This is a genomic window from Phoenicibacter congonensis (genome assembly GCF_902386915.1).
In the GTDB taxonomy this organism is placed as follows: Bacteria; Actinomycetota; Coriobacteriia; order Coriobacteriales; family Eggerthellaceae; genus Phoenicibacter; species Phoenicibacter congonensis.
The window spans coordinates 986,687-1,012,355 of sequence record NZ_LR698997.1 but is presented as its reverse complement, the minus strand read 5'-3'; the positions used below and the strand labels follow the sequence as shown (position 1 = coordinate 1,012,355).

Here is a 25,669-nt window from a genome sequence, read left to right as displayed (position 1 = left end):
TAAATGAATATAAAATAGAGCGATATTAAATAACGAAAATTAAGGGTTAAATTGAGTATTTCGACTGTATTGTTCGACCTTGACGGCACTTTATTGCCAATGGATAACGATGAATATACAAAAGGTTATTTTAAATTGCTCGCTAAGTTTATGGCACCTTATGGATATGAATCTAAAGAATTAATAGATGCAGTCTGGGCTGCCACAGCTGAAATGGTAAACAATGATGGTTCTCAATCTAATGAGAGTGCTTTTTGGAACAAATTCGCAACGATTTATGGTGAAAAAGGGCGAGTTGATAAGCCTATATTTGATAAGTTTTACGCCACAGCCTTTCAAGATTCAAAGGTCTTGTGTGGATTCAATGATCTTTCCTCGAAAGTTGTCAAACATGCCAAAGAGCTTGGACTAAAAGTTGCTTTGGCGACCAATCCCATTTTCCCTTCGATTGCAACAGAAAGTCGAATTAGATGGGCAGGCCTGGCACCTGAAGACTTCAGCATCTATACTACCTATGAGAACATTGGATACTGCAAGCCGAATTTGGATTACTACCTTGAAATTGTAAGTCGAATGGAGACCTCGGCCGCCGAGTGTCTAATGGTGGGAAACAACGTTGACGAAGATATGATAGCGCAGGAAACTGGCATGAAAGTTTTCTTGCTAACTGACAATTTAATTAATAGGAAATCTAAAAACATTAATGAATATCCAAACGGGGATTTCAACTCACTCTTGCAATACATCGATAATTTAATGAGGGAATAGTGGTTTCTTTAGCATTTAATTAACTCACTCTAATCTGCTCTGTCACCATTACCATTTTTGACAGCTTTTCTTTGATTGATTTTTAACTCTTAATTTTGCCCTGGCACCTATGAAAAAAAGAGATTAATATGTCCTCTATTTTAGAATTCTAAGCATATTTGCAGCGACGTAGTCTTGTTGAGGTTGTATCTATAAAAGTCTCTCAATGTGCCCTGACACCTTTTCCAGTACCTTTGTCGGCATAATTTCTCAGATTAATTTTTGCCCTGGCACCATTGTAAAAAGCAGCAATAAAAATAGGCACCGTCATAAATGCCGGCGATTGTTCAATTTGTGTTAAGAATTTCAAGTCTCAGAGTGGTTGCCAGCGAGAAAAATATAATCGTCCTAGGAAATAAAAAGTGATTCAACAGGAGGAAATTATGCGAAACATTGCTAATGGACGAAAAGTTGCAATCATCGGCTGCGGTTTTGTTGGTTCCACAGCCGCATACACGTTGATGCTGAGCGGATTATTCAACGAAATAGTAATGGTTGATGTTGATAAAGAACGAGCAGAAGGTGAAGCACTTGACATTGCGCACGGAATTCCTTTCGCTCGACCGGTGCGTATTTACAGCGGAAACTACGATGACGCCGCAGATGCCCTTGTGGCCGTAGTCACAGCTGGTGCAAATCAAAAACCTGGAGAATCGCGTCTTGATCTCGCTCAAAAACAACACACCTCTCTGTATCACCCACGACCCCAATCTCCATAGAAATATCTTAACTATTTTTATTTGATAAATACTCTTTCATCACAAGTGCAATGTCTTGTGCACAACACTTCCCGCTTGGATTTAATTCTGCACACTTGCAACTACAACAAGCTCCTGTCATTCTTTTTATATCTGCGAGTGTTTTGGCTCCCTTTTCCATAGCCTCAATAATCTCTCCTTTTGTAACCTGATCACAATAACATATCATCTTATTATTATCCATCATAAAATTCCTCCTAATCTACTCTTTCTAGCAACACAAACGAAGTCTATTTCACTTTACCTCTTTTTCCGTATATTTTTACTGACTGCTATCGGGTTCGTATAGGTCACTTTTGTACCGCCGGATTTATTCTTTGCGAAATTCTCTGCAAGGTTAAAGCTGTGCTTTTTCCCGTTCTTCGCCACATAGTCTGCATAGCCACCACCATAGTTATAAGATTGAATGCCACGTTAATGTCATTCATACCTTTGGCTTTACAGGAAGAAAGCAGGGACGCAAAATATTTACACCCCTGCTTAATGGATTCTTCTGTACTTAATGAGTTTGGCGGTAGTCCCAGACTTTCACTGGACTGCATGACATCGGTAGCCGTACCGCCACTTTCTACCTGTATGATGGCAAGCAGGACGTTCACATACTCCGAGATACCGTTTTCTCTGGCATATTTTTCTACCATCGACTGATGTTTGAGGACATCGGCTGACAGATTCATGCCAGAGTAGACAGGCGAATAGCTGTTGGAACTGTCGTCATCTTCGCCGGAAATCAATATCCCGAAAAAGAGGACAATAGAGAAAAGGACAGGAAATATCGTACCTATGATAAGGATACGTTTTAATCTCATTTCTTCCGTCCTTTCTCTGATTGTTTCGTAACAGTCTTACGGGCAGATTTCCCATTGACCTGTGTTTTCTGTACCATAGATTTCTTATGATTGCTGATGGATTCCGCTACGTTTGTCTGGTTCTTTCTGGCAACCGATTTGACCTGTTGTTCCTGTCTGATATTGGTTCGGACAGTTTCTTTTCCAGCCTTGACTTCTGCATTTTTTATCACAGGAGAAGTAACAGGACGTTTCATATCCAGCGTTTTGACCGTATCGTTCTGTGCTGGTTTTGGAACAGGTGTGGCAACAGAAAATCTAAGTTATGAACTTATTTCTTCGGCGGTTGCTGTGGAGCATTGTTCTGTGAATTTCCAGCATGAGAGCCTTTGTTCTTCAAAACAATATCGTCTGCCTTTACATACCAGTCCACATCTGCACCACGGTAATTCGCATTGGCTACCGTATCTGCAACAGGGTTGATAAGTTCCACTTCGGCGTTGTAGTCATAGTCCTTTAATGGAACAGTAGCCGGAACGGATACCTGTATCATGCGTCCCTGTGTGTTACACTTCAAATCGTAAGTACGTTCCTTGATTTCCTCACTGACCGTTCCATCTTCATTCTGCACATGAACCTCACGGCGTAATGCGGAGAACTTCAACACTCCGAAAGTCTTTTCTTTATCAATGACGATTCCATTTGCTAATCTCATAATCTGAATACCCCCTTATTTACTTTCTGCTGGTAACATATCGTCTGCAAGTAAGATGTAATTGACAAATCCACGTTCCCCGATTTTATAGCCATCAGTAGTGATTCGTGGGTTGATAAGTTTTACTTTCTGCTCCGGCGAGAAATGTTTTTCGCCAGCTTTGGCAGGAAGTGTCACAACTACATCATCGGCTCTCTGCACATCGGAATACAGGTTGTAGCTTCTGGTAATGACAGCCATACGCCCGTTGATTCTCTGCTGTTCCGTAGTATTTTCTCCGGCAAACTCCAAGTTTCCGAATGTCTTTTCCATGTTTGGTACGACAAATCTTAATTCCATAAATGATTGACCTCTTTTCTTTCTGTTTTATTTTCTTTCCTGCTGTACTTTGTGGGGAGCTACACTCCCCACGCCCCTAGTGAACTTCACGCTCCCGTAAATCAGAGCTTCACGGGAGCGTGAAGTTGCAAAAAGGGTGGCGACCTTGAACGCTCTACCAACCGCTACATTACCGCCTTATGATTTCTTTTTACGGTGTTTGAAGTAAAGCATACCGCCAAGCCCTACGCAGGAAAGACCGAGCATGGCAAGATAAGCATAGATATTGGTATTGTCGCCTGTTTTTGGGCTGTCACTTGTCTTAGTAACCGTAGATGGTGTATCCGGCGTGTCGGTATCCTTTGGTGTGTCTGGAACTTCCGGCACTTCTTTGATTGTCACAGTCTGTCCATCGTCTGTGATGTCCTTATGTTCTGTCACTTTCTTTGGTTCGTCTGGATTGGTCATATCGTATAATTCCTCAAATGTGACAAGGCTCTTGCCACCAAGAGAAGAACCATCAAAGGTAAATGCAATCTCAACCGTCATTTTTTCATTGTCGGCTGTAAACTCATAATCATTGGATACTTTCTTTCCATCAATCAGAAGTTCGGCATTTTCCTCTTTTAACATCTGCCAGCCAGAAAGTTTGTATTTTGTTCCGACTTCCAGACCATCTAATGTGACTTTATCCACAATCGTTACATCTTTTCCGGCTTCGATTTCTTTCTTGCCGTTCTTGTCTGTAGCAGTCGTATGGATTTTGACGATACGTTCTGTAATAAGAACGGTCTGTCCATCATCGTTGATGTCTTTATGTTCGGCAACCTTGACAGGCTCTTTCGGATTGCTCATATCGTACAATTCCTCAAAGGTAACAAGGTTCTGACCGCCAAGAGCTGAACCGTCAAAACTGTAAGTAATCTCAACCGTCATTTTTTCACTGTCAGCAGTGAAAGTATAATCACTGTCTACACGTTTCCCGTCAATCAGAAGTTCGGCATTTTCTTCCTTTAACATCTGCCAGCCGGAAAGTTTATATTTTGTTCCAACTTCCAAGCCATCAAGTGTGACTTTGTCCACGATCTTGATGTCTTTTCCGGCAACAATCATTTTTTCGCCTGTTTTCTTATCGGTAGCTGTGGTATGGATTGTGATTTCTTTTTCGTATTCATCAGTCAGTGTCCCTAAATCTACGGTCACTTTATTTCTGGATACGACCACCTCAAAAGCTGGAATCAGCTTGAATCCGGCGTTGGAATCACACTTTAATTCCTCAATCACATAGGTATCATAAAGCAATGCACCTTTGCTGTCGTCTGGTTCAGATGTACCAAACCATACACCGTCCTCACTGGATTTTCCGGCATTGGTATTGACCTTGTGGGAAGCCCAGCTTGAAGCAGTGGAGAACTGACCGTTGTTGTCAGTAACTACAATATGGGATTCTCCCGTTGTCTTGCTTGTGATTCTGAATGGAACACCTGCAAGACGTTTGTGTGTACCTGCACCGATTTTTACACCCTCAATATCGCCACGCTTAATCTGGTTGTAGACAGAATGGGATTTGTCGGTCAAGTCCACGATTTTTCCATCTTCCGTGATAGAAAAGTCGATTGCTTTTGCACCGTCTGTTAAGTAGCCCTCTGGTGCTTTGCTTTCTTCTAATCTGTAATTTCCGTAAGGGAGCAAGTCAGCAGAAGTAGAAGCGATTCCGTTAATTCCTGTCTGAATCTTCTTTACTGTTTCATTCTTGTTGTATAATTTTCCCTCAACCAGTACAGGACTGTCATTTAAAGAAATGATATTGAACTCTGTGTACTGTAAGGTTGCACTTCCCTGTGCTTTGGTATCCTTTGTTTCAAGGTCACGTTTCTGGATTTTTACACCTCCACGGATAACCTTGTCGGATACGGAATACTGGTTGCTTCCAGAGAGTACGGCAAGTTCGCCATCTTCGGAAATCTGTGTAAGGTATGTTCCCTTAATCTGTTCGGAACTTTCGTCAGCCTGCATATATGCACCATCTAATAAGTAACCGTTTGGTGCTTTGGATTCTGTGACAGTGAGTGTACCAAGTGGCAGTACATTTTTACCGTCCTGTGTATAGAAGCTGTCGCCGGATACTTTGTAGTTGTCAGCAAGTCTGGATACATAATAGATAGTTCCGTCACTTTCTTTTTCGGCAACGGTTTTGGTTGTCCATGTACGGGTAGCCTTTGCAGGAAGATTGTCTGTATTGTAGTAACCGTCATAATAGCTCCATGTGAACTCTGCACCCTCTAAAGAAGCAGTTCCCTGTGGAGTGGATTTTCCTGTTTCCATGTCGATTTTTAATAAATCAATCAAAGTTTCTGTGACTTTTGGAGTGTCAGCAACAGTCAAAGTCGCTGTTTTTCCAACTTCCACATTTAAGGCATGGACAGTAGAATCCAGCTTGTAGCCCTTTGGAGCAGAAAGCTCTTTGATGTAAACTGTTCCGGCTTTTACCTCAACTTCTTTGGTATCGCCGTTTCCATCGGCAGTAAGTGTGGCAAGCTGGCTGTTACAGCTCTTATCAGAATAGACACCAAATGTCGCACCCTCAAAGGAATAGTTGGCATTGCCATCTGTGACCGTGGGATTGGAAGAAGTCTTTTTGACCTTTGCATTTCCCACATTTAGCTTCGCCCAGAACTGTCCGATGTCCTGTCCTTCGCCAGTGTAGATGTAACCGCCACATTCATAGCGTCCTTTGTTTGCTTTCACAAATGCTTTCGCACCAGCGTACACTTCATTCTGTACCGCCTGTGAGATTTCATTATAGGAAGCTCTGACGTTGTCGCACTGCCAGCCGAGTTGTTCACTCAATCTCTGCCAGACAACACACTGTTCCAACAGATAACCTTGTTTATAATTCAAGTTTGTATGAGAAGCGGTGTATTGCTTGACGTACTCTAAGGAAAGAGCAACGTCCGCAATCTGATCGCTACTCATACGGGTACTTGCGTCAGAGCGTGTTTTATATCCATTCTTGAAATTGGTGTTGATGTCCACGCAGTAGGCAGTTTCGCCCTCAACTTTCATGTGTCCCTCATTGAATGTAGATTTGATAGAACCATCATTCATAACGTGTTCGATGTAGCCGACACGTTCTGCTGATTCTGTCCAGTATTGATTGCCGGAAGCATGAACCGCCGTCACTGGTAATGCCGTGAGAATGGTTGCAAAAGCAAGAGTTCCTGTCAGCAATCGCTTTACTAGCTTATTCATATTTTCTCTTTCTCCTTTCGATTTTGGGTAAAAAAATAGACGCTCATTTCTGAACGCCTTTGGTAAACTAATTTAACCTAACGGGTATCTTGTTTCTTTGTGATAAATGATATTTAAAATACGGTTGTACGTATTGTCCGTAATTCCCGAAAAAGTAGTTGGTTTGCTAACAGCCTGCTAACACTCTAAAGGATATAACTGAATATTAGAGTTTATTAACAGAGCCATTGTGCAAGCCCTTTTCCTGCTTTTTTGGGTGTTAAACGTCCCTTACGGGATAATCGAACCACTGTATACTAACCGCCACAGGGAACTCCTAAGATCCTCTTTTTCGACAACAGCCGGAGTCTCAATTGGTTTTGAAAAAGCAGGCCATCCGCAACCGCTGTGGAATTTGTCTGTAGATGAGAATAAGGGTTCGCCTGTCACCACATCAACATAAATCCCTTGCTCAAACTGGTTCCAAAAAGCATTCTTAAATGCTGTCTCAGTTCCGCCGTTTTGCGTCACACGATACTGTTCATTCGTAAGCTTTTCTCGAATGGACTCCTCAGCTGGTTTTTGATAGTCTCCTGGATCAATTTTCAGCTTTGAAAACAGCTCAATTTCCTTACGTGGAATGTGGCAGTAACCACGAGGGTTTTTCTTTAAATAGTCTTGATGATAATCCTCAGCTGGATAGTAATTCTTTAATGGGCAAATCTCAACTACAAATTTGTCATGGCGCCAGCGTTCGATTTCGGCGATGCGCTCGACGGTTTCCTTCGACTCATCGTCAACGTAGTATATGCCAGTTTGATATTGCGAACCACGATCATTTCCTTGTCTGTTTTCGACCGTTGGGTCAATGACATAAAAATAGGCAAGCAAAATTCCATCAAGAGACACCTGACCTGGATCATATTTTACTCGCACTGTTTCGCGAAAACCCGTATCCCCACTACATACTGACTTATAGTTGGCAGCCTCGGCACTGTTCCCATTCGCGTAGCCACTTTGCGCATCAACTACGCCCGGAATCGACTCCATCAAAAGCTCCATGCCCCAAAAGCATCCCCCTGCTAAATATATTTCATTCGTTGATTCTGGAGTCTTCATCTTTTCCTCACTTGCCTCCTCTGTTGTTTTGCTATTAAAATCAGCATCACCTAAAGTTTCACTCAAACAATCATTAGACTGAACGAACGAACACCCACCTAAAAGAAAACCCAAGGAGAGCAGAATTGGAATGTGTTTAAGTTTCACTTTTCTCTCCTCCTTCCTGTTAGTAGATTTTTAACTATTAACCAGACAGGCTGACAATGCGATTTACTGGAGCTGATTTACTGAAGCCTGGCACCATTTGGAATGTGGCAGTAACTACGATTATTTGTCCTTTAGTTTCCCCTGGCACCATTGTAAATATAGGTTTGAACTAATTTTTCTTATTTTCTATTTGTCCTTTCAATTTGCCCTGGCACCATTGTAAATCGCTTGCATTTAATCTAACGAGGATGAACTCATCCTCTTTTAGTTTTTAAAATTCAACAGCCAAGGAGGGGGTTTTTCTCTTCAGCCTGTTTAATGGTAGGAGAAGTGTCGCCACCCAAGGATACGCGACTAGATAATTCGTAAGTAAGAAATGCCACTGTACAAAGAAGAAGCAAGACTGCAAATGCAATTGCCAATATTTTCAAACTCATAGTTTTGCTCCTTTCGCTAGTTAAAACTTGTGTAGGTACTAATCTTTCGATTATCAAATCGATGTTAGGACAGGCGCCAGGGAATCTAATGATTTAAAACTGTAATTTTGCCCTGGCACCATTGTAAATATAGGTTTGATCTGCTTTTTTCTCATTTTCATTTTGCCCTGGCACCTTTGTAAATATCTTCTTCGTAAGGAGTTAATCGATATTAAATTCGATTCAAACTCAAGCCTGGCACCTTTAAAAACAGTCATTCATCCAGCTACATTTTGTCATTTGCTATAGCTTGATCAACCAGTTTCATTAACGCGTCTTTCTGTTTTTGTTCCGTAATTGGTCCCACGATTGGGTCTCCAACAATATTTCCGTTCCTGTCAACCACAATTGTTGTTGGAAAACCATTAATCTTGTTAGTGAACTTACCTGCCTCACTGTTGCTATCAAAATAGACGTTCTTGTATGTCACGTCCTTCTTGTTTAATACGTCCTTAGCTTCGTTAATTGCCTGCTGATCTCCATCTAAAGTGAATGAATTAACTCCGACGACTTGGCCTCCTTTTGACTTAAGTTCACCATTGAGACTCTCTAGGTCAGGCAGTTCACGCACACAAGGGTTGCATGTGGTAAACCAAAAATTCATGACTGAAACCTTACTATTACCAAAAAGTTCGTCGCTTTTTACTTGATTTCCATCAAGATCTTTGCCTTCAAAAGTTGGGAATTTCTTCACTTCACCATTTTCGGCGGGAACACTCGTTCCTCCATCCGTTTTTCTTTTTGCAAGCTCAGGAAACTTTTCGGTCAGCATGATTAGTTTGTTCTCAATTTCCTTAATTTTTTCCGCTTCACCAGTAATCATTTGGTATTCATCGTCACTAAATTCATCTTTCGCAGCTTCTATTGTGTTCAGCAGAAAATCGCCGTAATTTTTAGTCTCCTGAATCTTGGCCATGTCTTTGGTGCCAGCCATGAAGACTTTTTCCCAAAGCTCCTTGTTTTCGGTCAGAATCTGGTTCTCTTCTTCAGTTAGTTCATCGTACATTTTTGCAGCTTCTTCATAGCTCATGGAATCCATGGACGAGCCCCCCATTTTCTCCTGCTGCTTTCCACACGCGGAAAGAGTTATTAGAAGAACTGCAGCAAACAATGCTGCAAGTCCGATTGATAGCTTGTTCATAATTTTCATTTGTTTACCTTTCAAATATTTAAAATTTTGCCCTGTCACCTTTATAAAGAGGTCTTCTTCCTGCGGTTTTTACTATGCCCTGGTACTTTTGTCGACAGCGTTTCTTTATTGCTTATTTTTTGCCCTGGCACCTTTGTAAATTGACAGCATTGCAAAGAACTTTTATGCAAGTCTAGAACCGATTAAAAAGACTGAAGTTTCATTACGTCTAAATTAAAGCCTGGCACCTTTGTAAAAAGCCCTTCTACCTGCGATTTTTACTATGCCCTGGCACCTTTGTCGACAGCATTGTCAATAGCGTTTTTATGTTTTATTTTTTGCCCTGGCACCTTTGTCGAAGGTGTTTTTGCGTCGCCTAAGCCGAAGCGGATGCTCACAGCATCAGTTGGGCATGCCGTCACGCACATTCCGCATCTAATGCACTCAAAATGATTCGGCGTCTTGGTAACATCAACGTCCATTTTGCAAGCTCTGGCACATTTTCCGCAAGAAACGCATTTGTTTTTATCTACATTCATTTGGGTCATAGAAACGCGATTCATGAGCCCATATATTGCCCCAAGCGGGCAAATCCATTTACAAAAAGGACGGTAAATAAAAACACTAAGCAAAATTAAAACAACGAGAATCGTAAATTTCCACTCAAACAACAAACCAAGTGTTGCGCGAATTCCCGAATCTACAATTGACAGCGGAATGGCACCTTCCAATACACCTTGAGGGCATATGTATTTACAGAAGATAGGCTCGCCTAAGCCAACGTCGTTTACAAGTAGAGCCGGCAGCAATACAACCGAGAATAGGAGAACTGCATATTTTAGGAGACGTAATGGTTTCAGTTTTGTCGTTGAGATCTTCTTTGAGGGAATTTTATGAAGTAGGTCTTGAAACCACCCGAAAGGACAAAGGAAACCGCAGATAAATCGCCCAAGTAGCACACCAAGCAGAATAAGTGTTCCAGTAACGTAGTAGGAAAAGCTGAATTTGGAATTACCAACCACCGACTGAAACGCCCCAATCGGACAAGCGCCCGTTGCAGCGGGGCAAGAATAGCAGTTCAAGCCAGGAACGCACACCGACTTCCCTGCCCCTTTGTAGAGGCTGCCGTCGATGAAATTCGGCAAATGGATGTTGGTCACAACAGTGGCCCCTGCTTGAACCCACCCGCGCCTTCGGCTTAATAACTTCGAAACGGTAGTTTTTTTACTATCCAATTCCTACACACTCCAAACACAATTTGATGGCTTTACTTAAAACAACCTGCACTTCACCTTGCAAACTTCCGGCTAGCAGCATGGCGATTGCCGCTGCCAGCATCAACACTTGTACGGTAGTTTTGACTTTATGACTCAAACTCACACTCCTTTCCGCTGTCTTGCGAACACTTTATCAAGCGCGGAATAAAGTCCCCGTTAAGAGCCGAAAATTAACACGAACTTTATGCTTGTTTGGAATAATTAAAGAAGAAAAATTCAAGCCTGGCACCTTTGTAAATGCCATTTACATTTTGCCCTGGCACCTTTGTTAAAAGGCACCAGTGCTGGTGTTAGGTAGAAAATATTGCTGTTAGAAAGATAAAAAGAAGCTTAAAAAAGCCTCTTATGAATTTGGATTAAAACGTGAACCCTGGCACCATTGTAAATGTCGTTTACATTTTGCCCTGGCACCTTTGTAAAAGTAGTAAATAAGTGTGAGAAAAGGAGAAATGTGCACCTTTTAGTAGTAGAAGACGAGCGAGTGTTATGCGATACAATTGTGCGAAGCCTGCGAAGAAAAGCTTATAGTGTGGACTTTTGCCATGATGGTGAGCGTGCGCTAGATATGCTGCGAAATGAAACTTTTGATCTTGTTGTTCTTGATTTGAACTTGCCAAAAATCGATGGAATTAGTGTTCTTCGAAGGTTGCGGAGTTTTGACAAAGAAACAAAAGTTCTCATCCTCTCCGCGAGAAGTGAAGTCGCTGACAAAGTCGAGGGCTTGGATTCAGGGGCAAATGACTATTTGTCAAAGCCATTCCATCTAGCAGAGCTGGAAGCGAGAATTCGCAGTCTCACTTTGCGTCAATTTACTCAAAAAGATGTGCTGTTAACCTGCGGTGAAGTTGAATTCGACACGCGCACTCGCAAGGCTATTGCTAATGGAATTGAGCTTTCACTCACGCGAAAAGAGACAGGGATTTTGGAGTATCTCATGGCTCACCAAGGTCGTCCCGTCAGCCAAGAAGAACTGATAGAACATGTTTGGGACAATAGCGTTGACGCTTTCAGTAATTCGATCAGAGTGCACATTTCAGCATTGCGGAAAAAATTGCGTGCGACGTTAGAGCATGACCCGATTAAAAATCGCATTGGCGAAGGCTATGTTATAGAAGAAAAGTTCTGATTTACAAAGGTGCCAGGGCAAATCTTAATGGAAATGTTCCCTGGTAGAACAGCTATTTACAAAGGTGCCAGGGCAAATATGAAATTGGTAGAACAACTATTTACAAAGGTGCCAGGGCAAAATCTATACAGTTCGGCTAGGTTACAGGAGCGAAGGAAAATAGTGAACAAACTTTCTCTGCAATGGCGAATAACGATAATGACAACATTGCTAATCGGAATTACTTGCGTCTTGATGAAAGTGCTGTTATGCTCTTCGGGCATTCACTACATGGACGCAATTGGCAATTCTGTTATTGATTCAGCACCCATTGCAAGTGATAGCCCAGGCTTTTTTAATCCCAACACAATTAGTGACAAAAGAGGCCTTTCAATTGTAATTAGCAATGCCCAAGAAGAGTTTTGCATGACTAACTGGTATATTACCGCAATTGTTACGATTGTGAGCGGGATCCTTGCATGGTTCGTGAGCGGACGTGCGCTTCGTCCACTTCGCAAATTCACAAATCAAGTTGAAACTGTGCAACTTCACAACATCGCCGAAATTAGAATTAACGAAAACACTGTTCCTGAATTTCGACAACTTGGACAGTCATTCAATGCGATGCTCGAACGCCTGAATAATGCATTTTCCGCTCAAAAACAATTTACGGGAAATGCGGCTCATGAGCTTCGCACGCCAGTTGCACTGATGCAGGCTCAAGTTGAGTTGTTTGAGGCGGAACATCCAGATATTCCGAAAGAATATCGTGAATTTACAACACAAATCAAAGAACAAACTGAACGACTGACGCAAACGATAAAAACTTTGCTTGACATGAGCAGCATGCAGAGCGTAGCGCGAAATGATGTGGTGCAAATTGCCCCGTTAGTGGAAGAGATTTTTGCCGATTTATCCCCTGAGGCAAGCAAAAAGGACATAGCCTTTAGCCTCGAAGGCGATGCAGAAATTAAAGGAAGCGATACTCTAATCTACCGCATGATTTACAACCTTTGCGAAAATGCTATCAAGTTTAATAGACCAAATGGAGGAGTTTTTGTAAGAGTAATTGAGGATGAAACCCTTAAAGCGAAAACTGACTCAATGCGCGAATATAAAAAAAGTGATCAGAGATTGACAATTGAGGTTGAAGACTGCGGATTCGGCATCCCAAAAGAATTTCAGAGAAGCATCTTTCAGCCCTTCTTTCGTGTTGATAAATCGCGCAGCCGAGAAAATGGTGGTGTTGGTCTGGGGATGTCTCTTGTCTGGGAGATAGTGAGCCTTCACGGTGGCCGTGTTTTTGTAAAAGAAAGTGATGAGAACGGCACAACAATTGCGGTTGAATTGCCCGTATAACTAAGGGCTGGCACCATTGTAAATCGCATTTACATTTTGCCCTGGCACCCTTGTAAAAGTGTACATACACAGGGGTTCTTCGCAAATTCATGCTCTGTTGAAATTAGGGTGACACTTTTAAGGCCAGACCGACGAGATCTCAAATTTATTGCTAAAAACTGAAGCCTGGCACCATTGTAAATCGCATTTACATTTTGCCCTGGGACCATTGTAAATGGATAATGAATATTTCCTATTAGAATGTTGAGTTGAACTCTCTTTTAAGCGTAAATAAATTCACCCGTTAAAACAGGTAAAAGCAATTTGGAAGTTATGGTGACAAAAAAGGATTCACAAATGCTCACAGTTGAAAGCATTCAAAGACGTGAAAGCCCGAATTGATGAACATGCGAAATCAACAGAGCAAAGCTAATTTTAAACGTCTTGTTTTTTTACCTTGAATTTATTTGTTTTGCTTTAACAGCTTTAGGATTGAACACGCAGTTTTCACCCAAGCATTGATTGTTTTTTGAGAAATATTTGCAGATGATGTTTGGTTTTTCCATCTGCACGCCAAGGTTTTCAGCTACAAAATCAATCGCGCTAAGAATAGCATGAAACGAGTCTCGCTTACAGCACCGCGGTCCGCCATGCTCAGCAATGCATGCGAGTGACTGCGATGTCACCTCATTTGAAAGCGCCCATTGTTTTTGCGCGAGAGGGTTCGACTTTGTCACAATCGCTACGAACATGCCTGTGCTGATGCCTGCACCGCACGCACCCCAAAAGCCGCAAGTGCCGCCAGGCACTTTTTTGCCTCTTGACATCATTTCATGCAACGCCGTCTCAAGGTCAATATCGCCGCCAGCATTTCGATAGGCTGCCAAAAGAGCCGCACCTACCATCACATGATGCTCAGGCCCATGCATGTGGCACCATGGTTCGTCCATCATTTGCTGCACAATTTCTATCGGATTCTTCGAGGTCGAGCGCAAACAAATGCTCATTATCGCACCCATCCCCTTGGTGTGGCACTCATTGCAAACATAATGCCCGTTCACGCAGCACGTCTTGCTGGTTTCCCACTTGTAACACAGCGAACACTGTATGTTTTCGTCCGCCTCAAGATATTTCAAAGGCGCACCGCAAATCAAACACTCGTCAGCCATAGGCAACTCCACCACCTCAACAACTCCTTTTTTTAATTATCACAGTTTAAGTGCGGAAAGATGAGAAACAAATTTAAGCCAGACACCATGTTCAAGGGATTTCAATTTATGTCTGGCTCCATTGTAAATAGCGTTTTCATTTTGCCCTGGCACCTTTGTAAAAGTGTGCATACGCAGGGCTTATTCGTAAATTCGTGCGCTGTTAAAATTTGGGCTGGCACCATTGAAACCAAACCGTTAAGATCTTAAATTTATTACTCAAACCTGAAGCCTGGCACCATTGTAAATAGCGTTTTCATTTTGCCCTGGCACCTTTGTAAAAGTGTGCATACGCAGGGCTTATTCGTAAATTCGTGCGCTGTTAAAATTTGGGCTGATACCATTGAAACCAAACCGTTAAGATCTCAAATTTATTACTCAAACCTGAAGCCTGGCACCATTGTAAATAGCGTTTTCATTGTGCCCTGGCACCTTTGTAAAAGTGTGCATACGCAAGGATTATTCCATTTGTATTCATGTCTGACACCAATGTAAGAACAACTTTAATTTATAACTAAATGTATTACTCGTCTACATTCATGTATCGCAATAGTGACGAATGTCTGAGGCCTGTTCGCATTCATTTCGGCACAAATGTTAAAGAGAGATTGGGCTTTTAAAACTTCTCCAGCTTCTTTTTGAAACAACCAAGATAAAAATCACGCAGAAGCTTCTTGAATTTTGTAGCGCTGAAATTGACTGGATCTGAAGTCAATATTGCGTAAGTGACGCCTTTGTCGGAATATCTAAAACCCGAATCGCAAATGCCATGCTTTTTGTAGAAAGAAATTCTGCGATTACGCTGCTCTAGATTCTCGGAATTTGGCTCAGGCAGCTCAACTTCAAGCACCAAAGTTTTGCTATCTGCTATTTCAAAAGCGAAATTTAGAATCGCCCCTCCATAACCCTTAGAGCGAATCTTTGGATTGACCGCGAGGTAGGCAATGTAAAAATAACTGCAATGGTCATACGTAAGCATTAGCCCTACGAATGCTTCATCGTCATAAAAAGCTAAAAGATGAACTTTTTTGCGCAGCGTGAACAGACACAAGAGCCAATAAGGGATGCGCTCACACTGCGGAAAAGCAGAGTTGAACAACTCTTTCACTTCTGCACACTGCCCTGCAATGCACTTAATGTTTTTAACTCTAAGCTTCATAAACAGAACTGCCAACGTTTTCAAATGGCTTCATAGCTTTTTTACACTTTACTGCTTTATATATTACATGAAGCAATAATATGTCTGGCACCAATGTAAATGGCAACTTTAATTCATGTCTGGCACCGTTGTAAATAGTAACTTTATACAGGCAAATTTCTGATGCTAATGTTTCTTTCAAATTCATGTCTGGCACCGTTGTAAATGCTTCGCATTCATGACTGACACCAGGGTAAAACCTCGATAGGCAGGCAAATTTTTGATGCTAATGTTTCTTTTGAATTCATGTCTGGCACTGTTGCTAACAATGTACATTCATGACTGGCACCAGTGTAATAGCATCGATATACAGGCAAGAGATTAAAAATTATGACTCGTTTACATTCATGACTGGCACCATTGTAAACAGTGCATTTCACTTGTAATCATTTGTTAAGAAAAAAATATAAAGGTGCCGAGGGGGATAATTCCGGCACCTTTTTTAATTGCAATACTAGTATTCTTTTTAAATTTGAGAGTTCACTTATGCCCCCGGTGTAAATTCATCGAGCTCGGCAGGATTAATTTCAAAACTTTTTTTCTTATCCGATAAAAGACCTGTTACTTCAACTGTCACTGGTGTTGTAGTGTCTTGAAGAACATATGTTTCACAAACATCGAGAGAAATTCCAGGTTGAATATCTGAGAATGTTGAATCTGATACAGTGTCAAAAGAACCCTCGCTCTTCCAAACAGTTGCGGTGTCAAGCTGAACTCCGTTTTGAAATGCCTTGTTGGTAAACGCCCAGATAAACGACTGGGAATCTTTACTGTTGTTAGTAAATTTATAATGCACAAGGAGCGCAGGTTCGCCACCAGCATCCTCACCAATTTCAGCTTTTGTAAACTCAGCCGTATAATCTCCGATATTAAAAACGTTATTGGCCTCTTTGGCATTTTCTGTCGTTGCGTTAGAAGATGAACCACTGTCAGCGGACTCCCCTCCTGAACATCCAAAAAGCGTGCATGCAATCAACAAACAAATTGTTCCGCTAATGAGAACTGAAAACCTTTTTAAACTCATAGTAATCTCCAATCTTTAACTCTATTTATTACCTGGTTGAATGAATGGCATGATAGATTCAACGAATGAAGCCATTGGCATCGTTTGGATCCATACAGTGCCAGGGCCAGTCAAACGCGTGTTGAAAATACCCTCGCCACCGAGAAGTTTGTTCTTAATGCCCTTTACTTGTTGAATGTCCATCGTGACGCCGCCTGTGAATCCCATAACATTGCCTGTGTCGACTATCAGTTGTTGACCCGCTGCTAACTCATATTCAATGAAGCTGCCGTCTATTTCAAGGAACGCTTTGCCATTACCTGAAAGCTTTTGCATAACGAAACCTTCACCGCCAAAAAAGCCTGCCCCAAGTTTCCGATTAAAGAAAATTGAAATGTCAACACCCATATCTGACGCGAGAAATGAACTCTTCTGTACTATCACTTCATTTCCGGGTGAAATGTCAACAGGCATGATTGAACCAGGAAAACTTGATCCAAAAGCAATTTTACCTGCGCTGGTAGCAGTGTAAATGTTCTCAAAAAGTCCCTCGCCTGACATCATTTTGCCAAACATCTTTTTCATGCCGCCGCCTGATGTCTCCATTTGAAAAACTGGATCCATCCAGGCCATCGAACCCATCTCTGTTTTTACTTTCTCTCCCGCTTCCAATTCGCAGACAACGACTGAAAAAGGTGCTCCTACGATTTCGTATTTCATAATTTCTCCTTTCTAAACAAATCAAATAAATGAAGCTAAACTTTAAAATTGGCGTTTAAAAGCTGAGTAATGAATGTCTACTTTAGTTAAAAACAAGATTTGAAGTCGAGGAAAGATTAACCAATGCGACAAAATCTTCGCAAAGCTTACTTAAATTAATTACTTGTACTGGTAAAGACTGTGATAGCGAGTGCAATATAGCACACCATCAACGTTTTCGAATGTTATCTGTATCGAAGCTTTACCATCATCGGACTTCCACTTATACACAACTTCCCCGTTATCTTTTTCTCCTGCAAGCGTTCCCTCAACGCCGTCAAAATAAGTTGCGACAATGTCGTCATAGGTCAATGAAGTGATTTCTTCCTTTGGTAGCTTTCTTATTTTTTCGTATGTTTGAACCATAGGATGGTTTTCTGACTCATCAGCTTCTTTCTCACCATCTTTTTTCGAATCCTCACTACCTTTGTTTTCTGTTTGCTCGCTTGATTGTTCCTGCTTATCGGAATCCTGATTTTCAGAACCTGAGCATCCGGAAAGTGAAACAAGTAGAGCTAGCAATAAAGCACAAATCGAAACAACTGCAAAACGCCCGAACCTCAATAATTTCAAATCCATATGAGTCCTCCTTCCGTTTAAACTTTTGGTTGTCTAGTCTGCTGGCATTACATTTTTTAAGAAAAAATTGGAAATTTGTAAACAAAAATTCTCCGTAGAGTTGACACCAACAAATTCAGACTTCCCATTAAGAAGACTTTATTTGAAATCACAAAAATGAGGAAGACACACATGGCCAAATTTTTGGCGGAATAATGAGCCATGCGACCAATAATTCATGTCTGGCACCGTTGTAAATGCATCAAATTCATGACTGACGCTGTTGTAAAAGCAACTTTAATTCATGTCTGGCACCAGTGTAAAAGCATCGATATGCAGGCAAAGAATAGCAATTAAAACTTCAGTTATATTCATGTCTGGCACTGTTGCTAATGATGTACATTTATGACTGGCACCAGTGAAAAAAGCCATTTGTTCATGTCTGGCACAGTTGTACGAACATAAAAAAACCCGCCCCGCAAAGGAGCGAGGCGAGTTTAAAAAAATATAAACTTAAAAACGAGAACGGGAGTTTATTTCATCTCAAAAACACTGCCTGTTGTGTTCACAAATGCGATATCTGGAAGTTGTTCACAGAACATTTTCTTCGCTTTCTCACCGATACAATGCGAAACTCCCATATGCGAAACACCAAGACCGCTAAATGTGTCAATACTATTCTGAATTTGCTTCTCAGTAGCGTCCAGCAAATGGAACCCACCAATTACAGCATAAACATCTTTCCCGGTGCGGTCCTTAATTGCTTTGACGATGTTTTCAATACCAGTGTGCGAACAACCGGAAACTACGATGATTCCTTTGCTAGTCTCAACTGAAATAGCAACTTCTTCATCGAAATTATCGATAATATATTCACCCTTGTCATTCTTAATTAGCATTTTTGGATCTAGAGGATTGCGAACAAAGTTGCCATAAAGCGTAATTCCAGGTGCAAGCTCCATTGAATCACCTGTCATATATTCAACCTTAGCACCAGTAGCCTCTACATCTTTTTGATCGAACTTGATACCGATGTTAAAATAGCCAGGCGTGCCATCAGTAAAATCAAGCTTCTGCCCTGCGATATCGTCATAATACTTCTCTGCTGCACCATCAAAGAAGCAATCTTTCAGATAGAGAGTCCTGCCCTTGCCATCGAACATATTCAGGTATTTCATCAAACCACCACAGTGATCGTAGTGCGCATGGCTTAATACAATCATCTTTGTGTTGGCGATATCAGCATGCAACTCCTGAGCATGCTCGATGAAATCGCCTTTTTTAGCAGTATCAAAGAGAACTTTAGAATCTCCGAGTTCGATTAATGCGCAGAAACCGAACTCAGCAGAAAGCGACTCATGGCCCGTGTTAGTGTTCTCTGAGAGAGTCGTAATCTTTAATTTATCCCCAGTAGTCTCGCTGAAGTCAGTCTGAGGCGTAAATGGTTTTTCCTCCCCCTCTTTCTTCTCTTCTCCCGAATTCGAAGAGCAAGCAGCCAATGCCAATGAAGCAACTGCAGCAGCACTTCCACCTAAAAACCCTCTCCTAGATATTTTTGGTGTGTCCATTTAAATCCTTTCCTTAAAAACGACACTATTTGCATGACAATTCACAGCGCAAAAAAAGCGCAAAAATCTCTTGATATAATCATGATAAATTGGGCAGTTAATTGCTCTACAGAATAGTCACACAGAATCTAACTGCAATTGTACTCCTTCATGAATAATAATTGTGTCTAATTAATTCTCGTTTTCTGAACGTATGTTTGCTCAAATAAGTCCGGAATCACAAATCATGTCTGGCACCAGTGCCGATGACACACATTCATGTCTGTCATCTGTGTAAAATTCATGTCTGACACCAGTGTAAAAACACCAATGAAAGAGCAATTGAATTCGACATTCATGACTGGCACCAGTGCTGATAACATACATTCATGTCTGGCACCGTTGTAAAAGCTTCACATTCATGACTGGCACCAGTGTCGCAACCGCCAATTGCCAAAATCCAATGACGAACGATTCTTTCAGTTGAGTTACTAACTGCGTTATAAATAGAAAGTGGCTATAAGGAAAACTGAAGATTTCCTGATTGAAAACTAATAAACCAGAAATATCAATGAACAAAAAGTTGCTAAACGAAAATTCTGCGCCATATGTATATTCAATTGCCCTAATGGGAATTTTCACATTCCTTTTTTTGGGAACCGAATATTTATGTGTTGACGTGCTATCAAGACTCGCACTAGGAAACGAAGTTGTTCTGGCGCAAAACTATACGCTGGGGATTAGTGCCATTGGATTCCTACTTTTCCCATTATTAAAAAGGTTTAGAAATGGAAAAACCATTTCCGCCGTCTATACCGCAGTTGGGGCTGTTTCTATTGCATACATTGCTTTCCTGTGCGCAAATCTTGATTACACCATGACATCTGTCATTGGATTTGCACTTTTCTTGTTGTTGGGATTTCTTGGTAGCGCAGTTTTCTACATTTCTGCTCGAATGCTCAACTCAAACAAATATCTCGCAAGAATAACTGGCATATCCTATGCCATTGGCATTCTTCTTCAATTTGCTAACAATAATTTGGCGCATGAAGAAATCGCCGAAGCATTCGTCTATTGCGCATTTTTGGTGCTACTAGTTTACATTCTCATCAAAGCGGATAAAAAGCTCCGTTCCAATAATGCAACTTATTCAACACATCTTGAACAAACAATCTCCATAAACGCAAGTTTTGAAAAGACAAAAAACGTGCTCATAGCAATGACCGTCCTGCTCATATCTTTGATGACCTGCATCTTTAGCTCTCTTGACAATGCTGTCACTCTAAAACATGCCACTGGAGTTGTGGATGTTGGGCAATGGCCAAGAATATTGCTTGCTTTGAGCGGGCTCGGGGCTGGCTTCATTTTTGACCTCAAAAAACGCAAGTACATGGGGATAGTAATGTACTGCGTAATGGTTTTTTCAACAATTTGCATCTTGTTAATGAAACTTTCGGGTCCGATCTTAGCGAGCTTGATCGTGTTCTATCTCTCAACAGGATTTTTTGCGGTGTTCTTCACCACGACATTCATGGATCTCTCTCAATACATGAAAATGCCGGAACTTTGGGCAGGCATGGGGCGCGCTCTAAACAACATAACAGCTGCCATCATTGCAAACCCAATTCTGTGGATTCTTTCCTCGGATAACTACCTTGCTTCGTTAATTCTCATGTTGCTTTTATTTATTGCCGTGAGCGTTATTACAGCTGTTTGCACAACGAGAAAAATAGCGTTATTGCGAGAAATCAAGAAAAAGATTGACGAAGATAAATCAGAAGAAAAGAAACTCAAAGTAATTACCGCGAAATACTCCCTGACCGATCGCGAAGCGGAAGTATTATTGCAACTTGTGAGCACAGAAGATAGCATTCAAACGATAGCTGAAAATTTGTTTATTTCAAGAAGGACGCTTGAGCGCCACATAACTTCAATATACGAGAAAACAAACATTAAATCTCGAATTGGACTTGCTAATCTTTACAACATGCGACAGTGAAAAGTGATTGTTACTGCACAAGAATTAATATCAAATCACCTTTTAAGACGAATAGCATATTAACTAGGAGTAAAAGAGATGGTTGGCTCAATAGCCATGCTGACCATTGATTAAGTCGGAAAATATTTGTAAACACATCCTGATCAAAAGGATGCTTCTTAAACGAAACGACTAAATTTTAGATAGCATTAAGCTTAATTTTTTGTCTATCAGACTCAACTACTGTATTAAGCCGTATTCTTGAACATTAGAAGGAAAATTGCTTCTAGCTGGTATTTGTTATTTGGCGGATTTCCGCCAAAGTCACTTTTGCAAGAATGGCGGTGTTCCCTTATATACTCGGTTCCTATTCGAATTCTATAATGGCGGTGTTATATGTGGCAGACTTCCGCATTCAACTCATTTCAATTAAACCAAACTCATACCCACCAAATGAGACCACCTATCTAGAATTGATTCGTGCAAGCACTGTCACATATAACAACATTCAGTTTATGTCTGGCACCATTGCATCACGTCTGTCAGTGCTGCATGCCTGTTACTAGCGTTGAAATTCATGACTGGCACTAATGCTTTGAAATCCATGACTGGCACTAATGCTTTGCGTCTGTCACCAGTGCTGGGAATTCATGACTGGCACTAATGATTTGTATTTGTTACGATTGCTGCATGTGTTTTTCTAGCGTAAAAATACATGACTGGCACTAATGAAGCATGAGCATAGATTCATCACTGGCGTTAAGTTCACAATAACTGTTTCATGACTGGCACTTGCAGCGTAACCAAACCAGCGAGACACGACTGACACTTGTGTTTCATGACTGGCACTTTTGCGAGGGAGATAGCAAATTACGAAAAGAATAAGCAGAAATCACGAGAAAAACGCCAGTAAATACAAAATAAGCGAACTCGCAAGGATTATTTAAGGGGTGGAAAATGCCACAAAACAAAACAAGCCATGAACTAGCCAAAAAGTTCAAGTGAAATTAATGACAACGCTTCAATTAGAGTGAACTTTCGTCTAGTACAGAGTTAGGTCAACTGTAAGTATCAGAGGTCGTGTTCTCGCAACGCAGCAGCACAAAAACTTATATGACAAAACGAAATACCCTGCTCAGAACTTTTAGTTTAAAAAATGCTAAAGTTATAAAGACGTCCTTACGTAGCAAGAATACTAACTTGATGCCTAGTCAGACCCGTGACCCGAAAAATTTGATTTATATTAGATCCAAGTTTTAGAAGCGACTTCACAAGTTTTCTTAAAAGTGAACTGGACAGAGCAGATATTCTGCCAAGATTTTTCTCTTTCACAATTCTTTTCACCGCATCAATCACCAACATATCAGATGGTGTGCTGCTTGGAATCACTTCAAATTCTTTCCCGTCATCGGGGCTCATTTGACTCTCGGCAACGTCATGTGTGTACTGCTTGAGATACGAAATCGAAAGCGTAGTGTCTAGGATTTCCTTAGCTTTAGCATCGAATTCTTCAGAGTCTAAATCCTTGAATGAAGACCACTTGTAATTTTCTGCGCGTTTGACCATTCCCGCCTTGACGGGGTTGTTGAAAATGTATGCGGCGGTTTGCAAAAATTGCAGCTCATCCTGCACAGGTTTCGAATAAAAACGCGAATTCCACAGGGTGCCCGACCGGCCATATTTTCGATTAAACCACTTAACGTACCGCGACCCAATGGACCTAAAAACCTTGTCGCACTTTTTAATGTCCCCATAAAACAGCGCATGAATGTGGTTCGACATCAGCACGTAGGCGAGCAACACTATCCCAAACTTATCGCATGCATTTTGCAGGCATTCAATGTAATACCCACGGTCCTCATCAGAATAAAAAATCACCTGATCATTGTGCCCTTTTTGCCCGATATTTAGAACCCCAATCGGAGAGTTGCATCTTGGCGGTCTTGACATCTTGTCTCCTCTTTCTCGCGAAGTCTTAATTGTTGATAAATAAGCCTAGTCATAAAAGTGAAGAAAAATAAGAAAGAAATGGTTATCCAAAACTGATGATTTAAGTGTTGAATAAGTGAACGTCAAGATGATGATTTTGTAAAAAATAAGTCTATGCTGGGTAATCTCTAAGAAAATTTCAGTAGAAATTGATGTCTGTCACCATTGCTGGCTCAACCGACGATTTCTGCATTCATGTCTGTCACCAGTGAAATATATAGGCAGAGCTGTGAAAATTGAGTCAAAAAAATCCAGATAATTATTAAAAACGAATTTTTGCGACAAATGAACAATTAATAAAAACACCTTTATACAGGTAATTTCCCGATAAATCCAACAGTAAATTACCGATACATCACAAAATAATTGAACGAATCAAGTCAACTGTAGTTACTAATCATTACATCTGCGAACGATGTGTTACGCCTGCCACCAGTGCAAGATCAACGGTACGACATGACTGACACCAATGAGACATGCCTGGCACCAAGACTAAAGACTTTTATCTAATCCCGAATTCATGTCTGGCACCAGCGCTTGAAGACTGTCATCAATGGCAGCACTGGCACATGCAATCTTGAATTCATGTCTGTCAACAATATAACACGTTTGTCACTTTTGCGACTTTAGATCAGCCTGATTCGTTTGAACCAAATATATGTCTGGCACCAGTGGCTAACGGCTGGCACCTTTCGAATTGAATCAATTTGATATTTGAACAGTATATTCAGCTGGAGCTGGTAACCCATGATGCAATGCGTCATGTCTGACACCAACGCTATAAGCTAGCCACAACGCTTTTCGCAATAACTTAAAAGGCGCTGACCAATAATGTCAACGCCATGAAATAAGTAAATTAAACAATTTAAAAATCATGTCTGGCACAAATGTGGTTCGACTGACTCTTTTGCTAATTGCAGTTGATTTTTCTTTGACACTAAATTCATGTCTGGCACTAGTGCGACATGACTGGCACCTGTGACTGACCTGCAACTGTAAAACATGACTGGCACCAGGGACTGATGTCTGGCACCTATGTAAAACTTGTGCCGTAATTCTGTAGGAAACCTATGAAAGTGCTTTCCGAAAAACCTTCTTTGGATCTTTAATGCATAGATATATTGTCCAAGCAACTAACCCAGAAACGACTACAAAAAATCCAAGCATTGCATCTTCAAGCATAACCGCTGTGTCGGCTATCTCAACAAAAGCCTCACCTTCGATAAGGTTAGCTATTCCATCGACCGTCCACATGAGTGCCGCGCCCCAATACATAAGAGCCAATACGCCTGTTTTTAGTCCCGAACTAGGAGCAGTGCAATACCAAACTAATGTTGCAATCGAGGCTGCACATAAAGTAATAAAAAGTGTCATCTAGACCTCCTTTTCCGCGAAATGGATAGAACGCTTTACTGCCATGTCGGCGACAACTGTCGCAACAAACCAAACAACAGTGACCATCACGCACATAGCTACTCCAACAGTCGCCATTTCGTGAAGCATTACGGGAATTTCAGCGGGATCAGACATAGCCGTTAAAAAAGGAGTAAACGGAACGACCTCACCGTGCCACATATGTTCAACGCAAAGCAGGATTACACCGCCCCAGAGCATGTTCATAAGCCAAGAAATTTTCCTGGTCCAGCAAATTCCGTGTTCAGCTGGATCTGAAATCTGCTTTCCCGACTCATCAACTATCCCCCTTCTTTCTTCGGATTTTTTAACTGCCGAACGAACAGCAGTAACAACAACAGCCTCAGCCCCACCAACGATAAAGCAAGCCATATTCTTCTCCTTAATTCGTGTTACAAATTTACTATTCGTAACAATATCACAACTTCGTGTTACTAAATTGATTTTTTGTGTGAACGAAGAGTTACGTTTTGCACTTTTGTCAAGTTAGTCACTTATGACTGGCACCAATGCCTCATGTCTGACTCCACTCGGGATGTCCATAACAAAGAAAAATCTAGGTCATATTTTCACAGGTAAAAAGTTTATGTCAAAAGTTTATGTCTGACACCAATGATGCATGTCTGGCACTAATGTAAAATTGCTTCATTATCCCTTGCACTCATGTACTGAGTTGATGTTCTAAGCGAAGGGAAAAGCTTTTGGTTCAATCACAATTTTTAAAACCTTAACTAATTTCATAAGAATCTGTTAGGCAAATTAAACTACTTACTTGCAGCGTTTTGCAGATTTCAAATCAAGTCTGGCA

At 41.2% G+C, this 25,669-nt stretch carries 23 protein-coding genes and 1 pseudogene; 6 read left to right on the top strand and 18 right to left on the bottom strand.

From position 1 onward, the window contains the following. Positions 1-51: 51 nt before the first annotated feature. Both FXZ76_RS04350 and FXZ76_RS04345 read left to right on the top strand, forming a co-directional pair. A complete protein-coding gene (locus tag FXZ76_RS04350; RefSeq protein WP_147571546.1) occupies positions 52-768 on the top strand; it encodes an HAD family hydrolase in 717 nt (238 codons plus the stop codon). 422 nt (positions 769-1,190) lie between these two features. Then, positions 1,191-1,526, top strand: a complete 336-nt coding sequence (locus FXZ76_RS04345) for a lactate/malate family dehydrogenase (RefSeq protein WP_079535947.1) — start codon at positions 1,191-1,193, stop codon at positions 1,524-1,526. A gap of 7 nt (positions 1,527-1,533) precedes the next feature. Here the strand turns inward: FXZ76_RS04345 and FXZ76_RS04340 are convergent, their stop codons facing one another. From FXZ76_RS04340 to FXZ76_RS04295, 9 genes and pseudogenes are all read right to left on the bottom strand, one after another. After that, a complete protein-coding gene (locus FXZ76_RS04340) occupies positions 1,534-1,752 on the bottom strand; it encodes a (2Fe-2S)-binding protein (RefSeq protein WP_004843921.1) in 219 nt (72 codons plus the stop codon). Positions 1,753-1,805: 53 nt separating this feature from the next. Beyond that, positions 1,806-2,206: pseudogene (locus FXZ76_RS04335) on the bottom strand (lysozyme family protein). 478 nt (positions 2,207-2,684) lie between these two features. Continuing rightward, positions 2,685-3,068, bottom strand: a complete 384-nt coding sequence (locus FXZ76_RS04325) for a YdcP family protein (RefSeq protein WP_079535944.1) — start codon at positions 3,066-3,068, stop codon at positions 2,685-2,687. A 15-nt stretch (positions 3,069-3,083) separates the two neighbouring features. Then, positions 3,084-3,407, bottom strand: coding sequence for a YdcP family protein (locus FXZ76_RS04320; protein ID WP_008704175.1), 324 nt, complete (start codon positions 3,405-3,407; stop codon positions 3,084-3,086). 177 nt (positions 3,408-3,584) lie between these two features. Next, positions 3,585-6,638 (bottom strand): VaFE repeat-containing surface-anchored protein, encoded by a 3,054-nt coding sequence (locus tag FXZ76_RS04315; RefSeq protein WP_079535941.1) that lies wholly within the window; start codon positions 6,636-6,638, stop codon positions 3,585-3,587. A gap of 270 nt (positions 6,639-6,908) precedes the next feature. Next, positions 6,909-7,883, bottom strand: coding sequence for a peptide-methionine (S)-S-oxide reductase MsrA (gene msrA / locus FXZ76_RS04310; protein ID WP_079535939.1), 975 nt, complete (start codon positions 7,881-7,883; stop codon positions 6,909-6,911). 702 nt (positions 7,884-8,585) lie between these two features. After that, positions 8,586-9,509, bottom strand: coding sequence for a TlpA disulfide reductase family protein (locus FXZ76_RS04305; RefSeq protein WP_231961748.1), 924 nt, complete (start codon positions 9,507-9,509; stop codon positions 8,586-8,588). Between the two features lie 260 nt (positions 9,510-9,769). Next, positions 9,770-10,723 (bottom strand): 4Fe-4S binding protein, encoded by a 954-nt coding sequence (locus tag FXZ76_RS04300; protein ID WP_079535936.1) that lies wholly within the window; start codon positions 10,721-10,723, stop codon positions 9,770-9,772. Further along, the gene (locus tag FXZ76_RS04295) at positions 10,716-10,868 is read right to left on the bottom strand and encodes a CD1871A family CXXC motif-containing protein (RefSeq protein WP_231961747.1); all 153 of its coding nucleotides are present in this window, start codon (positions 10,866-10,868) and stop codon (positions 10,716-10,718) included. The genes FXZ76_RS04300 and FXZ76_RS04295 overlap by 8 nt, the downstream gene beginning before the upstream one ends. A 348-nt stretch (positions 10,869-11,216) precedes the next feature. Between FXZ76_RS04295 and FXZ76_RS04290 the strand changes: the two genes are divergently transcribed. Continuing rightward, positions 11,217-11,891, top strand: coding sequence for a response regulator transcription factor (locus tag FXZ76_RS04290; protein ID WP_079535933.1), 675 nt, complete (start codon positions 11,217-11,219; stop codon positions 11,889-11,891). 198 nt (positions 11,892-12,089) lie between these two features. Then, entirely contained in the window at positions 12,090-13,229 is a 1,140-nt protein-coding gene (locus FXZ76_RS04285) for a sensor histidine kinase (RefSeq protein ID WP_231961746.1), read from the top strand. Positions 13,230-13,660: 431 nt separating this feature from the next. On the opposite strand, the gene FXZ76_RS04280 is transcribed toward FXZ76_RS04285, so the two are convergent. The 6 genes from FXZ76_RS04280 to FXZ76_RS04250 form a co-directional block, all read right to left on the bottom strand. Beyond that, complete coding sequence (locus FXZ76_RS04280) at positions 13,661-14,377, bottom strand: DUF5714 domain-containing protein (protein WP_079536917.1); 717 nt, start codon at positions 14,375-14,377, stop codon at positions 13,661-13,663. A gap of 655 nt (positions 14,378-15,032) precedes the next feature. Further along, positions 15,033-15,575: a GNAT family N-acetyltransferase gene (locus FXZ76_RS04275; protein WP_079535931.1), complete on the bottom strand. Its 543-nt coding sequence runs from the start codon at positions 15,573-15,575 to the stop codon at positions 15,033-15,035. A gap of 523 nt (positions 15,576-16,098) precedes the next feature. Continuing rightward, a complete protein-coding gene (locus tag FXZ76_RS04265; protein ID WP_079535925.1) occupies positions 16,099-16,638 on the bottom strand; it encodes a DUF5067 domain-containing protein in 540 nt (179 codons plus the stop codon). A gap of 21 nt (positions 16,639-16,659) precedes the next feature. After that, the gene (locus tag FXZ76_RS04260; RefSeq protein WP_079535922.1) at positions 16,660-17,337 is read right to left on the bottom strand and encodes a TIGR00266 family protein; all 678 of its coding nucleotides are present in this window, start codon (positions 17,335-17,337) and stop codon (positions 16,660-16,662) included. Between the two features lie 159 nt (positions 17,338-17,496). Continuing rightward, positions 17,497-17,955 carry a hypothetical protein gene (locus tag FXZ76_RS04255; RefSeq protein ID WP_079535920.1) on the bottom strand — a complete coding sequence of 153 codons (459 nt, stop codon included), beginning with the start codon at positions 17,953-17,955 and terminating at the stop codon, positions 17,497-17,499. A gap of 512 nt (positions 17,956-18,467) precedes the next feature. Further along, on the bottom strand, positions 18,468-19,502 hold the full coding sequence (locus FXZ76_RS04250) for an MBL fold metallo-hydrolase (RefSeq protein WP_079536915.1): 1,035 nt from the start codon (positions 19,500-19,502) through the stop codon (positions 18,468-18,470). Between the two features lie 523 nt (positions 19,503-20,025). On the opposite strand from FXZ76_RS04250, the gene FXZ76_RS04245 reads away from it, so the two are divergent. Continuing rightward, complete coding sequence (locus FXZ76_RS04245; protein WP_147571542.1) at positions 20,026-21,480, top strand: response regulator transcription factor; 1,455 nt, start codon at positions 20,026-20,028, stop codon at positions 21,478-21,480. Positions 21,481-21,842: 362 nt separating this feature from the next. Then, positions 21,843-22,025, top strand: a complete 183-nt coding sequence (locus tag FXZ76_RS04240) for a hypothetical protein (RefSeq protein WP_147571540.1) — start codon at positions 21,843-21,845, stop codon at positions 22,023-22,025. A 613-nt stretch (positions 22,026-22,638) separates the two neighbouring features. Here the strand turns inward: FXZ76_RS04240 and FXZ76_RS04235 are convergent. From FXZ76_RS04235 to FXZ76_RS04225, 3 genes are all read right to left on the bottom strand, one after another. Then, positions 22,639-23,409 carry a transposase gene (locus FXZ76_RS04235; RefSeq protein WP_079535918.1) on the bottom strand — a complete coding sequence of 257 codons (771 nt, stop codon included), beginning with the start codon at positions 23,407-23,409 and terminating at the stop codon, positions 22,639-22,641. A gap of 1,107 nt (positions 23,410-24,516) precedes the next feature. Then, complete coding sequence (locus FXZ76_RS04230; RefSeq protein ID WP_079535917.1) at positions 24,517-24,822, bottom strand: hypothetical protein; 306 nt, start codon at positions 24,820-24,822, stop codon at positions 24,517-24,519. Further along, positions 24,823-25,233: a hypothetical protein gene (locus FXZ76_RS04225; protein ID WP_079535916.1), complete on the bottom strand. Its 411-nt coding sequence runs from the start codon at positions 25,231-25,233 to the stop codon at positions 24,823-24,825. Positions 25,234-25,669 lie beyond the last annotated feature (436 nt).

Excerpts from the sequence above, each read along its gene's own strand:
- FXZ76_RS04255 (WP_079535920.1), bottom strand. The coding sequence starts at position 17,955 with ATGGATTTGAAATTATTGAGGTTCGGGCGTTTTGCAGTTGTTTCGATT.
- FXZ76_RS04260 (WP_079535922.1), bottom strand. The coding sequence starts at position 17,337 with ATGAAATACGAAATCGTAGGAGCACCTTTTTCAGTCGTTGTCTGCGAA.
- FXZ76_RS04250 (WP_079536915.1), bottom strand. The coding sequence starts at position 19,502 with ATGGACACACCAAAAATATCTAGGAGAGGGTTTTTAGGTGGAAGTGCT.
- FXZ76_RS04340 (WP_004843921.1), bottom strand. The coding sequence starts at position 1,752 with ATGATGGATAATAATAAGATGATATGTTATTGTGATCAGGTTACAAAA.
- FXZ76_RS04225 (WP_079535916.1), bottom strand. The coding sequence starts at position 25,233 with ATGGCTTGCTTTATCGTTGGTGGGGCTGAGGCTGTTGTTGTTACTGCT.
- FXZ76_RS04315 (WP_079535941.1), bottom strand. The coding sequence starts at position 6,638 with ATGAATAAGCTAGTAAAGCGATTGCTGACAGGAACTCTTGCTTTTGCA.
- FXZ76_RS04280 (WP_079536917.1), bottom strand. The coding sequence starts at position 14,377 with ATGGCTGACGAGTGTTTGATTTGCGGTGCGCCTTTGAAATATCTTGAG.
- FXZ76_RS04235 (WP_079535918.1), bottom strand. The coding sequence starts at position 23,409 with ATGTCAAGACCGCCAAGATGCAACTCTCCGATTGGGGTTCTAAATATC.
- FXZ76_RS04305 (WP_231961748.1), bottom strand. The coding sequence starts at position 9,509 with ATGAAAATTATGAACAAGCTATCAATCGGACTTGCAGCATTGTTTGCT.
- FXZ76_RS04325 (WP_079535944.1), bottom strand. The coding sequence starts at position 3,068 with ATGAGATTAGCAAATGGAATCGTCATTGATAAAGAAAAGACTTTCGGA.
- FXZ76_RS04240 (WP_147571540.1), top strand. The coding sequence starts at position 21,843 with ATGGCGGTGTTATATGTGGCAGACTTCCGCATTCAACTCATTTCAATT.
- FXZ76_RS04230 (WP_079535917.1), bottom strand. The coding sequence starts at position 24,822 with ATGACACTTTTTATTACTTTATGTGCAGCCTCGATTGCAACATTAGTT.
- FXZ76_RS04275 (WP_079535931.1), bottom strand. The coding sequence starts at position 15,575 with ATGAAGCTTAGAGTTAAAAACATTAAGTGCATTGCAGGGCAGTGTGCA.
- FXZ76_RS04320 (WP_008704175.1), bottom strand. The coding sequence starts at position 3,407 with ATGGAATTAAGATTTGTCGTACCAAACATGGAAAAGACATTCGGAAAC.
- FXZ76_RS04265 (WP_079535925.1), bottom strand. The coding sequence starts at position 16,638 with ATGAGTTTAAAAAGGTTTTCAGTTCTCATTAGCGGAACAATTTGTTTG.
- FXZ76_RS04285 (WP_231961746.1), top strand. The coding sequence starts at position 12,090 with ATGACAACATTGCTAATCGGAATTACTTGCGTCTTGATGAAAGTGCTG.
- FXZ76_RS04345 (WP_079535947.1), top strand. The coding sequence starts at position 1,191 with ATGCGAAACATTGCTAATGGACGAAAAGTTGCAATCATCGGCTGCGGT.